This is a genomic window from Clostridium sp. MF28 (assembly GCF_002969175.1).
Lineage (GTDB): Bacteria > Bacillota > Clostridia > Clostridiales > Clostridiaceae > Clostridium > Clostridium beijerinckii.
Map to the genome: position 1 here is coordinate 1,222,437 of NZ_CP014331.1, position 12,322 is coordinate 1,234,758.

Annotated in this window: 14 protein-coding genes and 1 pseudogene; 5 read left to right on the forward strand and 10 right to left on the reverse strand. The window is 28.8% G+C overall.

The genetic code is table 11. The features are described from left to right. Positions 1-181 precede the first annotated feature (181 nt). The 4 genes from AXY43_RS05320 to AXY43_RS05330 all read right to left on the reverse strand — a co-directional run bounded on the left by AXY43_RS05320 (position 182) and on the right by AXY43_RS05330 (position 2,860). Positions 182-604 carry a cytidine deaminase gene (locus AXY43_RS05320; RefSeq protein WP_031275733.1) on the reverse strand — a complete coding sequence of 141 codons (423 nt, stop codon included), beginning with the start codon at positions 602-604 and terminating at the stop codon, positions 182-184. Positions 605-659: 55 nt separating this feature from the next. Next, on the reverse strand, positions 660-827 hold the full coding sequence (locus AXY43_RS27635) for a hypothetical protein (protein ID WP_171786217.1): 168 nt from the start codon (positions 825-827) through the stop codon (positions 660-662). Between the two features lie 277 nt (positions 828-1,104). Further along, positions 1,105-2,028 (reverse strand): DMT family transporter, encoded by a 924-nt coding sequence (locus AXY43_RS05325; RefSeq protein WP_039769174.1) that lies wholly within the window; start codon positions 2,026-2,028, stop codon positions 1,105-1,107. Next, positions 2,021-2,860 (reverse strand): AraC family ligand binding domain-containing protein, encoded by an 840-nt coding sequence (locus tag AXY43_RS05330; RefSeq protein WP_039769171.1) that lies wholly within the window; start codon positions 2,858-2,860, stop codon positions 2,021-2,023. Before AXY43_RS05330 ends, AXY43_RS05325 begins: the two co-directional genes overlap by 8 nt. 244 nt (positions 2,861-3,104) lie before the next feature. On the opposite strand from AXY43_RS05330, the gene AXY43_RS05335 reads away from it, so the two are divergent. Beyond that, complete coding sequence (locus AXY43_RS05335; RefSeq protein WP_236892005.1) at positions 3,105-3,215, forward strand: putative holin-like toxin; 111 nt, start codon at positions 3,105-3,107, stop codon at positions 3,213-3,215. A 296-nt stretch (positions 3,216-3,511) separates the two neighbouring features. On the opposite strand, the gene AXY43_RS05340 is transcribed toward AXY43_RS05335, so the two are convergent. From AXY43_RS05340 to AXY43_RS05350, 3 genes are all read right to left on the reverse strand, one after another. Further along, on the reverse strand, positions 3,512-3,901 hold the full coding sequence (locus tag AXY43_RS05340; protein WP_039769169.1) for a VOC family protein: 390 nt from the start codon (positions 3,899-3,901) through the stop codon (positions 3,512-3,514). A gap of 62 nt (positions 3,902-3,963) precedes the next feature. Next, positions 3,964-4,578 carry a sugar O-acetyltransferase gene (locus AXY43_RS05345; protein ID WP_039769167.1) on the reverse strand — a complete coding sequence of 205 codons (615 nt, stop codon included), beginning with the start codon at positions 4,576-4,578 and terminating at the stop codon, positions 3,964-3,966. An 80-nt stretch (positions 4,579-4,658) separates the two neighbouring features. Continuing rightward, a complete protein-coding gene (locus tag AXY43_RS05350; RefSeq protein WP_105411150.1) occupies positions 4,659-5,906 on the reverse strand; it encodes an MFS transporter in 1,248 nt (415 codons plus the stop codon). A gap of 269 nt (positions 5,907-6,175) precedes the next feature. On the opposite strand from AXY43_RS05350, the gene AXY43_RS05360 reads away from it, so the two are divergent. From AXY43_RS05360 to AXY43_RS05375, 4 genes are all read left to right on the forward strand, one after another. Further along, the gene (locus AXY43_RS05360) at positions 6,176-7,069 is read left to right on the forward strand and encodes an AraC family transcriptional regulator (RefSeq protein ID WP_039769163.1); all 894 of its coding nucleotides are present in this window, start codon (positions 6,176-6,178) and stop codon (positions 7,067-7,069) included. A gap of 268 nt (positions 7,070-7,337) precedes the next feature. Further along, entirely contained in the window at positions 7,338-8,048 is a 711-nt protein-coding gene (locus AXY43_RS05365) for an AraC family transcriptional regulator (RefSeq protein WP_039769161.1), read from the forward strand. A 140-nt stretch (positions 8,049-8,188) separates the two neighbouring features. Then, positions 8,189-8,989 (forward strand): epoxyqueuosine reductase, encoded by an 801-nt coding sequence (locus AXY43_RS05370; RefSeq protein WP_039769160.1) that lies wholly within the window; start codon positions 8,189-8,191, stop codon positions 8,987-8,989. 234 nt (positions 8,990-9,223) lie between these two features. Next, on the forward strand, positions 9,224-9,541 hold the full coding sequence (locus AXY43_RS05375; RefSeq protein ID WP_039769158.1) for a hypothetical protein: 318 nt from the start codon (positions 9,224-9,226) through the stop codon (positions 9,539-9,541). A 120-nt stretch (positions 9,542-9,661) separates the two neighbouring features. Here the strand turns inward: AXY43_RS05375 and AXY43_RS05380 are convergent. From AXY43_RS05380 to AXY43_RS05390, 3 genes and pseudogenes are all read right to left on the reverse strand, one after another. After that, positions 9,662-9,787 (reverse strand): annotated as a pseudogene (locus AXY43_RS05380) (GNAT family N-acetyltransferase); the annotation flags it as partial. 36 nt (positions 9,788-9,823) lie between these two features. Then, a complete protein-coding gene (locus tag AXY43_RS05385; RefSeq protein ID WP_105411151.1) occupies positions 9,824-11,170 on the reverse strand; it encodes a TPM domain-containing protein in 1,347 nt (448 codons plus the stop codon). Positions 11,171-11,977: 807 nt separating this feature from the next. Then, complete coding sequence (locus AXY43_RS05390; protein WP_065416036.1) at positions 11,978-12,256, reverse strand: hypothetical protein; 279 nt, start codon at positions 12,254-12,256, stop codon at positions 11,978-11,980. Positions 12,257-12,322 lie beyond the last annotated feature (66 nt).

Below are 12,322 nucleotides of genomic sequence, written 5' to 3' on the forward strand. Positions count from 1 at the left end.
AATAATCAAAGAATCGGTTAAAAATCAAATATTAAGCAATAAAATAAACCCAACAGAAAACTTATATTCTCTGTTGGGTACAGCTTTATATATAAATAATTATTTTGCAGTTCTAATACATATTTCATTAAAAATAAAGAATGAACTATATTATTTATAACTTATCTATACTATTAATAATCTATTTCAAATTTTTACCAGTGAATGCTAAAGGTAGAAGTTCTTCTAATGTATGTTCTAAATATTCTTCTGTGCTTTTAGCAATAATTATTTTAAAAGTCTTTAGATCACAGAACTCTGCCATAACTTGCCTACATACTGCACAAGGTGCACAAAAATCTCCTTCGCCAGGTTTCACCCCTTTTTTATTTCCTACTACTGCTATTGCAGTAAATTCTTTTTTCCCTTCAGAAATTGCTTTAAAGAAAGCTGTTCTTTCTGCACAGTTTGTTGGTGTAAATGCTGCATTTTCTATATTGCAGCCCTGATATATTGTTCCATCATCACAAAGTAAAGCCGCACCTACATTAAAATTAGAGTATGGAGTATAACAAAACTTTTGTGCCTCAAATGCTTTTTCTATCAATACTTTTGCATCTATCATATTTCATTACCAAACCTTTCTTTAAAATTCCAATATATTACTATATATTGAGGAATTAAATTGTACCACTATTATACAAGCATGTAAATATAATTTCATGTAGATATCCAACTCTAAAACTAAATTTATGTGGTAACTTACCGAAATCATAAATATTTTGTTCCGAAAAGCTATGAAAATATCGCTGAAGCTTATAAGCAGCAGGTTGTATCCATTTTAGCATGCTCCAACTTTCCTAGGGGAGCTCGACTCATTACATTCGCTGAGGAAGTTCGAGAACCCAAAATAAAATTTTGTACTCTCACTTCACAAGCTAAAATGGAACAACCTACAGCTAAGAACCTTTAATAGCTCATTTTCAAATGTTTTCTCCACAAATATATTTATGATTTCTAGTGAAGATACGAACTTAAAGTCTTAGCAACTTTATAAATATGTTTATCTGCATAGATGTCACAACTAAGTTCCAAACTTATGCATATAGCTCTCCGAAATAAGGATTATGCTGTTGTCTCAGTTTCTACTTTTCTCCTAAATCTTATAATCTGTTTTCCATCAGAAATAAAGAGCCCTAATAATGTTAAAATAATTCCTATAATTGAAATAAAGGTTATGTTCTCATGTAAAATAACAGCAGATGAAGCAGCCGTTATTACAGGTACCATATAAATATATATGCTTGTTTTCACTACTCCCAAAATCTTAACTGACCAATTCCAAGTTACAAAGCATAATGCAGATGCTCCAAAACCTAGATATAAGATGTTCATTAGATTTGATACATTAGTAAATCTATATAATTGAAGCTTAAAATCACAAATAAATATGGCAGGTATCATAAAAATTAATCCATAGAAAAATACTTTGCGAGTACAGATAATGGTATTATATTGAAATTGACTAATTTTCTTCATGACAACAGAATAAACCGCCCATAAAATAGCAGCAAGTATTGCTAATATATCACCAAATGGATTTAATTTTAAAACAAATTTTCCGTTAAACTCTATAAGAAGTATCCCTATTATTGCTATTGTAAGTCCAATAAAAAAGTATGATGTTAACTTTTCATTATCTAAAAACAGATTGGCAAAAACAGCTGTAAAAAATGGAGCAATTGAAATAATTACACCTACATTAGTTGCAAGGGTATAGCTCAATGCGATATTTTCACAAAGGAAATACAAGGTTACTCCTGCTAATCCAGCTGCTGCAAAATAAAGTTCTTGTTTAAATTCAACCTTTTTAATATGATATGGGCATATGCAAAGCAATGTAAGATATCCAATTACAAATCTAAAGATTAAAATTTCAATTGGTGTAAAATCTTTTAATAATACTTTAGTTGAAATGAAGGTTGTCCCCCAAATTAATATTGTCATAACTGCTGATAAATGTCCTGCTTTAATTTTATTACTACTCATTTTCTTTACTCCTACATCTATTAATAAAAATATTCATATATTGCTTTGGCGTTAATCCAATTAACTTTTTAAAAAAGTTTGTAAAATGACTTTGGTCTGTGAATCCTGTTTTGAATGCTACGTCTATTGGAGCAACTCCTTGTTCCAGCATTTTTTTCGCCTTGCCAATACGAATTGTTTGAAGATAATTATATGGTGATATTCCCTTTTGTTTAGTAAAAGAGTGTAACAAATAATATTTACTTAATCCAGTTAAATTGCTTAATTGATTTAATGTTATATTTTCCATATAATTATTTTCTAGATAATCGCACACTGTCTTAATTTCTGCACTAGCTTCCTGTATAGTCATTTCAGAAACTGGATTTGAATATTCCCTTATCAATTGCTCAATTATGAATAGAAACAATTCCTCTTTTTTTAAATCCTTCTCCTCCTCCATTATCATAAGATGTAACTCTTTTAAAGAAGATGTAAGTTCATTACGGAATAAAACAAATTCCATAAAATTAGGCAGATATTCTTTTCCTGTTATTTCAAATGTGATTTTTTTCATAACATCTTTTTTAATATTAATGCACCTATAATCAAGCGTCCTGTCATCAATTTGTTCGCATGTATGAATATCACCAGGATTGAACACTATTAAATCCCCTGTTTCTATAATGTACTGCTTATTTTTGCAAGACAAATATCTTTTCCCATTCTCAATAAATCCAATGACATAGTAGTCGTGAAAGTGATTTGGAAACTTCTGCATGATACCTTTAAAGTTATAAGCCTCTATGCTTAGCTCTGTATCAAAACAAACATTCCTAACTTCGTTTAACATCTATTTTCCTCCTTTCCTTATGTCTGTTTTCTAAGAATATCATAGAAATTAAAATAGTTCTTGTATGATGTTGTTCAGCTTTTTATTTACAATGATTTCAGAAATTAACATTTACAATAATAGATTTTTATATATTCTTACCGCCATCTATATGGAAACCTTTTAAATATTATGATATAATTTCCATGTATAATTCAATAGTTTTGTGGGCTACTGGTATCACTTACCTCTTTTTTGAAGGGAGGTGATACTTATCAGTAATGACATTTTAACATTACTATTTCAAGGTGGATTATTCTTAATATCGCTGTTAACATTGATAGTGGTTCTTATAGAAAAAATCTCAAAAAAATAGTAGCCCCAGGTTCAATTGGAAGGCTACTATTTTTTAAATAAAAATCTTAGTGATGCCAGTTGCCTAAGCAACTAGAATTATATACTATAGTGAAAAGCATATTGCAGTATGTTTTTCACTATTTTCATTTTTATACTATTTCCTTACACTATATGCAAGTTTTACTGAATAAATCATAGATTTAGAATCTTACTTATATTATATCAATTTTCACTAAAAAATAAACACATATTTTTATTGAAAACTACATCTGTAAAATATTCTTTATATTATTATATCTCCTAAAGTTATTAGTCTTACTCAGTTATTTCTATTCTATTCCCATCTGGATCCAAAATACAACTTTCATAATATCCATCTCCAGTATAACGAGGTTCACTTACTACCTCATAACCTGCATTCCTTAATGACTCAGTAAGATTATTAACTTTTTTAACACTGCCTACAGAAATGGCAATATGAATTAACCCAATATATTGATTAATAGTATCATTTAAATTTGAAGGAATTGTTGGCATCTGCATAACTTCAAGTCTTGCTCCTGAATCAAATTTAATAAAATATGATTCAAATTGTTTTTTATGATTAATATATTTATCTCCAGCAACTCCTTCAAAATAAGTAACATAAAAGTCTCTTAATTTTTCTATATCCTTAGTCCATATAGCCACATGTTCAATTTTCATATTTACACTTCCTTTACCTTTAGTATTAACTCTAAATTTCTACGCTAATATATTAAATTTAATTAAACGTTGTAATCATCAACATCAAACTCATTGTTTTTATAATAATATTTACGATCTTCTTCAGTAATCTCACGCACAACCCTACATGGATTTCCTACCGCTATCACATTATCTGGAATGTCTTTAGTAACTACACTTCCAGAACCAATTACAACATTATTTCCAATTTTAACACCTGGATTTATTACAACACTTCCCCCTACCCACACATTATCACCAATTATAACGTCAATTCCATACTCATAACCTGAATTTCTTGACTCTGGATGAATTGGATGCCCAGCAGTATAAATTGATACATTAGGTGCAAACAAAACATTCTCACCTATTATTACCTTTCCTACATCTAATATCGTGCAGTTATAATTAGCAAAAAAGTTATTGCCTACTTCAATATTTTTACCATAATCACAGTGAAATGGCTGCTCTATACAAACTTTATCACCAGTCTTACCTAAAATATCTTTAATAAGGTCCTCCATTCTATTCATTTCATCTGGACTAAGTAAATTATATTCATGTATTTTTAGCTTATTTTCCATTCTTTCTTCACTAAGTCCATCTAACCAAGCTTTATATGGTAATCCTGCTAGCATTCTTTCCTTTTGATTCATCTTTCTATTCCCCTTTTCTTTATCTATATAATTATTTTATTAATATCTAACATCTGCAAAACTTCATTAGTATAAAATACTTATTTTTCACCTTGAGGTACTTTGTATTTAAATATAGCAATTAATATTAAAGAAACACTATAAACAATTGTAAATGCCAATGAAAATGCTATTCCATTTCTCATTGTTGCTGAATATATCATTCCTGCAATAACTCCTGCAATGCCTTGTACAAAGCTAATAAATGATATTCCTTCTGCAATTAGTTTATCATCTAAATGCCTCTGTGCAAAAGCAAATGGAACAACTTGATGTATTCCAACTCCAATACCAATTATTGCAGTAGATAATATAATCACAAAGTAACTTGATATAAACAATGTTACTACATAAATAAGTGTTCCTATCAAAATAGCGCCCGACATCAATATAAAAATCGTCTTTGTACAACCTTTCTTTGAAATATATATGCCAGAGGCACTCGATAATATCATAACAAAGATATTGCAAGGAGCAAGAACAACAGCACTAATGGTAGTGTTTGCTCCTAAAACTGTCTGTGCATAAAGTGGTATATAATTACCACTACATGAAATGCATGTAGCTATAAAAGTAATTAAAATAATTGTTAAATATCCCTTTTGTTTTAGTAATTTTACAATAAATAATTCTTCTTTATTGCTTCTATTTATATGAAGATTTTCTCCTTTATCATATTCCTTTATGCTGCTTTTTATAATGATTCTATTTTTTGTTTTACTTCTTGGCATAAAAAATCCCACAAATATCATTCCGATTATAAATAAAGGAAATAGTATAGCAAGGGATATTCTCCAACTCCATCTCTCTGTAAATATTCCACAAAGTACTGGACCCAAAATGAGCGTCAAAGAATAAACTGTCTGCATAATTCCAATCCTAACTGGATACTCTTCTTCACATACTATGTCGTTTATCATAGTAAATACATTTGCAAAAAATAGTCCCCAAAAGAAACCTGAAGCTCCTCTAGCAATAAGAAATACAGTTCCACTTGATGCTGCTGCACTAATTCCAACACTTAAAGCGAACGCACCTACACTCCATATATACAATTGTTTACGTCCAAAATATTCTCCTGCTCTGCCAGAAATAAGTAATGATATGCTTCTTGCTAGTGGTTCTATTACAAACATAGCATTAAACAAATCTATCCTGCCATATTCACGAAAAGCTGTAGCCGCATAAATTCCTGTGCTGCCAACAAGGTAGGATGCACATATATTTATTATAACAAGCCCAATAAATACTATATTTGCTTTATCTAAGTTTAGTCTTTTGGCTTTCATTTCTCTTTTCCCACCTTTTTAAATTAATATGACTACAGAAAAGATTTTAATTCTGATATAATATTCTCTTCATTCCTCTCACAATCAGTTCCCCCTATAGATATACTAGGTTTAGTTTTTCCATGAAAATTACTTTCTTCTTCAATTGCTTTCTTTCATTGTTTATATTATAATAATATTCCATAATAACTGCTAAAAATATAAGAATAAGCTATATTTTTATAACAATAGTATATTAATTGATATTCATACCGTTTGGAGGGGAAACTATGCTAAAGATGACACTATTAAATGATAACTCAGAAGTTGTATCTTATAACTTCGCAGATTTTCCTGTTCGTGCGAAAAAGTCCTTGCTTTCAGATTATCCAGCTATGGCTGCTGCTAATCATTGGCATACCGATTGGGAATTCACATTGCTTTTAAAGGGTAAAATGTCGTATTCCGTAAATGGAAAAAGCTATGAATTGCAAGAAGGGCAGGCAATTTTTATAAATTCTGAACAAATGCATTATGGATATTCTACTGATGGCTCTGATTGTAATTTTATATGTATTTTGTTTCCACCATCCATTATTTCTAGCATTACAAGAATCAAGGAAACTTATATACTGCCGGTATGTGAAGATACCTCCAACCCATTTTTTATATTGAATCCCGAAATCACTTGGCAAAGAAACTTGATTGAACTTTTGAAAAACGTTTATGAGTTATGTAATGAAGAAAAGGATGGATTTGAATTACATGTCATGAGCCTTTTTAATACAATATGTTTCAGCCTTTATAACAATATAAAAGATAGCATTTCCATTCAAGAAACAGCTGATGACAAAAAACTTGAAGCTATGCATAATATGACGGGATATATACAGAAAAATTATCAAAAAAGAATCACTTTAAATGAGATTGCCGCTGCTGGAAATGTATGTCGTAGTAGCTGTTGTGATATTTTCAAGCTTATTTTGAATAAGACTCCTGTTTCCTATTTAACAGAATATCGTCTAGAAAAGAGCATTGAACTCCTAAAGATTTCTTCCCTTTCAGTTACTGAAATAGCACTTCAATGTGGATTTACAGGTTCAAGCTATTTTACGGAAATATTTCATAAAACACTAGGGTGTACTCCTTCTCAATACAGAAAAAAGAAATTTAATAACATATGATTAAAAATCAAAAAAATATTAGTGTATATGTTCAATATAATAAATCTACATTAAAAATCTATAAAGCCAAGCTCTCAATTAAAGCTAAAATGTATAAACTTAATCGAAACCTATATTTTTCATGACAAAATAATGTAAATAATAACTATATGGCTATCATCATGATAGCTTATTTTGTTATGGTATCTAAAATAGCACCTCCATATTTATGATATAATAAATTTAATATATAAATCGTAAATTATAATAAAAGAAAGGAGTAATACTCTTGAATAATATAAAATGTGAGCGTAGAATATATAGTTTTAAAAGTGATACTCATGCTCATGAATATGGACAACTTATCTTGCCACTTAAAGGTGCCCTTTCTATAGAAACTGATTATAAGAAATTAGATTTAAAAGATGATTCATTATTCTTTCTTCCTCCAGATTGCAAACATACTTTTAATGCTGATAATACTAATGAATTCCTAGTATTAGATATACCTGATAAAATGCTCAACAAATATGACATGGAAAAAATGTGTGGTGGACAGGATATTTTGTTTGATGAAAAATGGAAAGCAATAAGATATTTATTGTTAAATGAAGCTGATGTTCACAAAACATCTAGCTCTATAAATAACTTATTCCTCTACTTTTATAATTTTATTACTACTGGAAATTCACCTAATTCCATTAAATATATTAATGATAATTTTACCGAAGATATTGATTTAAAAAAGCTAGCAGATATAGAGCATTACAACGTCAGTTATTATAGTGAATGGTTTAAAAATAATATGAGCGTTTCTCCTACTGAATACATACAAAATTTAAGAGTAAAAAGAGCAAAAGAACTCCTTTTAAATACAAACTTAACAGTTTTGCAAATTTCTCAAATGGTTGGCTATGAACACAATTCATCATTTACCAAGGTATTTAAAAACTCAGAAAAAATATCACCTGCTGAGTTTAGAAGAAACATCAAAAAATAGACTAAAAAACAACTGTATTTTAGCAAAGATTTACCTAACAGAAGCGATATAATATAGATATCAAAAATAATAGTCGTACTTATCTAAAATTATAAATGTTAAAAGAATTAGCTTATATAAAGAGAGGATTTGCTTTAGTTATGAAAGAAAAAATCACTAAATTGATAAAAAGCTTTATTAAAGAATATGAAAGGCAAGATAATATTTCAACAAGATGGGGTGATCCTTTAGTAGGTTTTGCTGATGCTAATGATCCTTACATTTTAAATTTTAAGGGGCTTATTACACCAACTCATAAATTACCAACCGATGTACTTTCCGATGCATCAATTGTCATAGCATACTTTGTCCCATTCACTAAAGAATTGGCTAAAACCAATGGAACTCCTGGTGATGTTTCCTCTCCCGAATGGGCATTAGCTTATGAAGAAACTAATGCAATGTTTGTTAAGCTTAATGAATATATGATATCAGAACTGCGAAAACTTGGATATCATGCAGATATTTCGCCTGAGGCTTCTACATTTGACCAGAAGATATTAAAAAGCAATTGGTCCCATAGACATTTTGCAAAAGCAGCTGGTCTTGGAACCTTTGGTATCAATAATATGCTTATAACTAAGGTTGGATGCTGTGGAAGGTATAACACCATTGTAACAAATCTAGATGTAAAAGCAGATTCTCCTTTAAAAGAAGAGCTTTGCTTGTATAAAAAGAATGGAAGCTGTGGTGTATGTGTAAAACATTGTCCATCAGGTGCATTAACTTTAGATGGATATGATAGACACAAATGCTATATGGTGCTAATGAAAAATGCAGAATTATATACAGAGTTTGGAAGTTCTTACACCGATGAATCTGGTGATGAGCCAAACAGTATAGGTAGTGAAGTATGTGGAAAGTGCGTAGTAAATACACCATGCACATTTTTTATCAAATAGCTTGCATCTGCGACATTCCCTCTCTACTATAAATAGACTACTTAATAAACTCAAAAGCTTATGTGTAAAATTCCTCCATCGCAATATAAAATGCTCTAAACTTAAGAACCCAAATATAAAACTTGGCTTCTCACTTTTAGAGCATAACTTTTAATGAATATTTTTATTACATCCTCACATAATAATTTTAGTTATATAGTATATACCTTAAAATTATGAAAGAAGGCTTATCAAATGAAAAAATTCATATATACTCTTTCTATCTTTTTACTCCTATTATTTACCTTTAATACAATAACAATTACCGCTCAGTTAAAAACGTATTCCCAGGGCTTTTATGCCATGAAAGATCTGAATTTAAGAGAAAATGTTAGCTATAAAGTCCAGAATCATGAGCCTTATGTTGAAGGGCTATTAATAGTTGTCGATTCTGATAGAAAAATACAACAACTTATTCGAATACCCGCTAACTCCACTGAAATTCCTATAGCCCCTCTTAAATATGATTATAAATTTATAATATATAATAATATTCTTTTGACTTTTTCTTAAAAGGCACTTCTGCAGTGCCTTTTTAATTTACTTTAACGCTCAATTTTCTAAAATTACGCGTTATTTTAGCTATAAAATATACCGCAAATTCTCTTTGAACAATAAGGTAAGTATAAATACTTACAATAATTTTTTCATTACAAAATTAGTTAATAATTGCCCCTTTCTTTCAACTTCTTGCTGCCTCACTATATGATAGCCACGTTTTTCAAAAAAAGGCTTTGCTGTTATAGATGCTTCCACTGTTATAACTTTAAATAAATTGGTTTTGTCCATCTTATTTTACCAATCACTAGATCCAGAATCTGAGCTAGATGATGAGTCATCTGAACTTGAACTTGAGTCGCTATCTGAATCCCAACTAGATGATGATTCTTCTGATCTTGAACTTGAGTCGTCATCTGATCCCCAACTAGATGATGAACCATCTGAATCCGAACTTGAATCACTATCTGAGTCCCAACCGCTTGTACTATTATCTGAATCCCAATTACCAGATAAATATACTGAATCGCTACTTGAATCTGATGATGAGTTAGACTCCTTAGAACTGTTGTTATCCAAGCTATTAGAATTATATGATGAAGTTTCCCTATAATGTTCGTTATCATCTCTATATCCATGTTCTTCATGATAATGCTCATCATAATGTTCATGATGGTTACGTGAAGATTCAGATATCATTTCACCTACGATCATACCTTCTAGAAAATCATTATTACTATTGTTGTTATTTATTATAGTAGTATTATTTACATGGCTGCCTGAAGGATATGTATCATAATTATTTGATGCATTATCTGATGTCCTTGTTGAGTTATTATTAAAAGCTGAATTATTGTTATTAAAATTAGAAGAAGACTCATTATTGTTTCTATAATCCGAGTCATTTCCATGACTTGAATAATTTTGTTTTGTTTCACTTTTACTTATATTGCCTGAATGAAATGAGTTATCATCAGAATCTAAATATGATTCTAAATTATTTTCCTCAGCGAATTTCCTTTTTCTTTCTTCATAATCTTTATTCATTTTATTTTTTATGACTTTAAATAATATTATTGCAATTAATATAATAACTATTATAATAACAAATACCCCAAAATAATTTGTTTTATGGGATACAGTTTTTGAATAACCATCCTTTACCACTTCAGCTTTGCCAGTATTAACTGCCTTAGTTGTAACTTTTTCATCGAGTGCCTTTCCAACTTTCATAATTCCACTATCAAAATTGTTAGCTTTAAAGTCTGAATTTGGTAATGCAACAATATTGGATATATCTGATTGAGACAAAATGTCATTTGCCTTATCGCCAACTAAAATTTTATTTTTCTTATCACCTATTGATGTTACAAATAAAATGTATTGCTCTCCACTTATATTGCTCTTTGCATATTCTTTCGAGTAATCATCAATACTTTTTCCATTCAATGTTTTGACTACATCAAATTTAACTATTACATCTGTATTCTTTTCTATTTTGGCTAAGTTTTCTTCAACAGTATTAATAGTATCTTGTTTTAGAACTTTGGCATCATCTACTATATGCTTACCTGCTGCATACACCCCAATTGTCATTAGTAATAATAATATTAAACTTGATAAAATAATCTTCTTTACTTTCATCTCTTTTCCTCTCTTTATTATAATTTATTTTTGATATAGTTAGTTTATATACTATAAATTAACTATAATTTTCCTTAATTTTAAAAAGTCTATTGAGTATTCAATTCACTTAAATTCAGATATCTTTTCACCATAATACTTTTCAATTTCAAAATTATTACTCTTGATTATATTAATTATTAACTTTAAAAATTACTGTAAATTGTTATAAATTATATATTTATTATCTTCATATATGCTAAAATCAACAGCTTGTACTAATTAATCAGTTAATTTGAATCTAACTTATATATACAATTTTATTGACCGTTCTTTGATTTTAATACAGATCATTATAATTTATTGTCATTAAATACAACAAATACTGTAGTTCCGTTAGTCAATAGAATTCATAATAAGTATATGAAAAAGTTTTATAAGTAATTGTTTTCATTTTATATCGTAACGCCTAGACTTACTATATTCATAAAAAAGCTCTCCTCTTGCATTCTCCTGTAAATTTAAACTCAATTTCTATTATGAATCAATTATAGCATAATTTGTAATAATTTTATTATTAGATTTTCAAATTATATCATTTTTTGTCATTATTTATTTTAAATATGATATATACTCTTCTAATATTTATTAGTATTTTAGGCACAAAAATACTCCCTTTAATGTGGACAGATCTTTAATTTTAATCTGTTTACATTAAAAGGAACATCTCACTTCTAAAATAATTCTATGCTTATTTATTGTATAAAACTAAGCTTTAATTATTTCACTATATTGGATTTTATCCTCATAGTTATCGTAAATATATTATTACTTAATCTTTTTATTATTAAATGGCAATATAAAAACAATAAAGTAGAAAGTTGCTCCAGCCAAAAAAGATTTAAGCAAAAAGTGATATTCTCTTGAAGAAAAGTTCTCAATAATTAATGTGCCAATAATATTAAATACTGCAGCAATTAGAAATAAGCTAATTCTCATATGTCTTTTACTATTTATTAATCTCTCTATACCTAATTTTTGACAAAAAAAGTCCGTTATAAAATATGCTACAAAGCAAGCTACAAACCCTAAAAACAAGCTATTCATAAAGATCATTCCCCTTATAATACAAATAATGCAATGAAGTTATTCTTCCTCTATATTTCTATTATA

Excerpts from the sequence above, each read along its gene's own strand:
- AXY43_RS05320 (WP_031275733.1), bottom strand. The coding sequence starts at position 604 with ATGATAGATGCAAAAGTATTGATAGAAAAAGCATTTGAGGCACAAAAG.
- AXY43_RS27635 (WP_171786217.1), bottom strand. The coding sequence starts at position 827 with ATGCTAAAATGGATACAACCTGCTGCTTATAAGCTTCAGCGATATTTT.
- AXY43_RS05325 (WP_039769174.1), bottom strand. The coding sequence starts at position 2,028 with ATGAGTAGTAATAAAATTAAAGCAGGACATTTATCAGCAGTTATGACA.
- AXY43_RS05330 (WP_039769171.1), bottom strand. The coding sequence starts at position 2,860 with ATGTTAAACGAAGTTAGGAATGTTTGTTTTGATACAGAGCTAAGCATA.
- AXY43_RS05340 (WP_039769169.1), bottom strand. The coding sequence starts at position 3,901 with ATGAAAATTGAACATGTGGCTATATGGACTAAGGATATAGAAAAATTA.
- AXY43_RS05345 (WP_039769167.1), bottom strand. The coding sequence starts at position 4,578 with ATGAATCAAAAGGAAAGAATGCTAGCAGGATTACCATATAAAGCTTGG.
- AXY43_RS05350 (WP_105411150.1), bottom strand. The coding sequence starts at position 5,906 with ATGAAAGCCAAAAGACTAAACTTAGATAAAGCAAATATAGTATTTATT.
- AXY43_RS05360 (WP_039769163.1), top strand. The coding sequence starts at position 6,176 with ATGCTAAAGATGACACTATTAAATGATAACTCAGAAGTTGTATCTTAT.
- AXY43_RS05370 (WP_039769160.1), top strand. The coding sequence starts at position 8,189 with ATGAAAGAAAAAATCACTAAATTGATAAAAAGCTTTATTAAAGAATAT.
- AXY43_RS05375 (WP_039769158.1), top strand. The coding sequence starts at position 9,224 with ATGAAAAAATTCATATATACTCTTTCTATCTTTTTACTCCTATTATTT.
- AXY43_RS05385 (WP_105411151.1), bottom strand. The coding sequence starts at position 11,170 with ATGAAAGTAAAGAAGATTATTTTATCAAGTTTAATATTATTATTACTA.
- AXY43_RS05390 (WP_065416036.1), bottom strand. The coding sequence starts at position 12,256 with ATGAATAGCTTGTTTTTAGGGTTTGTAGCTTGCTTTGTAGCATATTTT.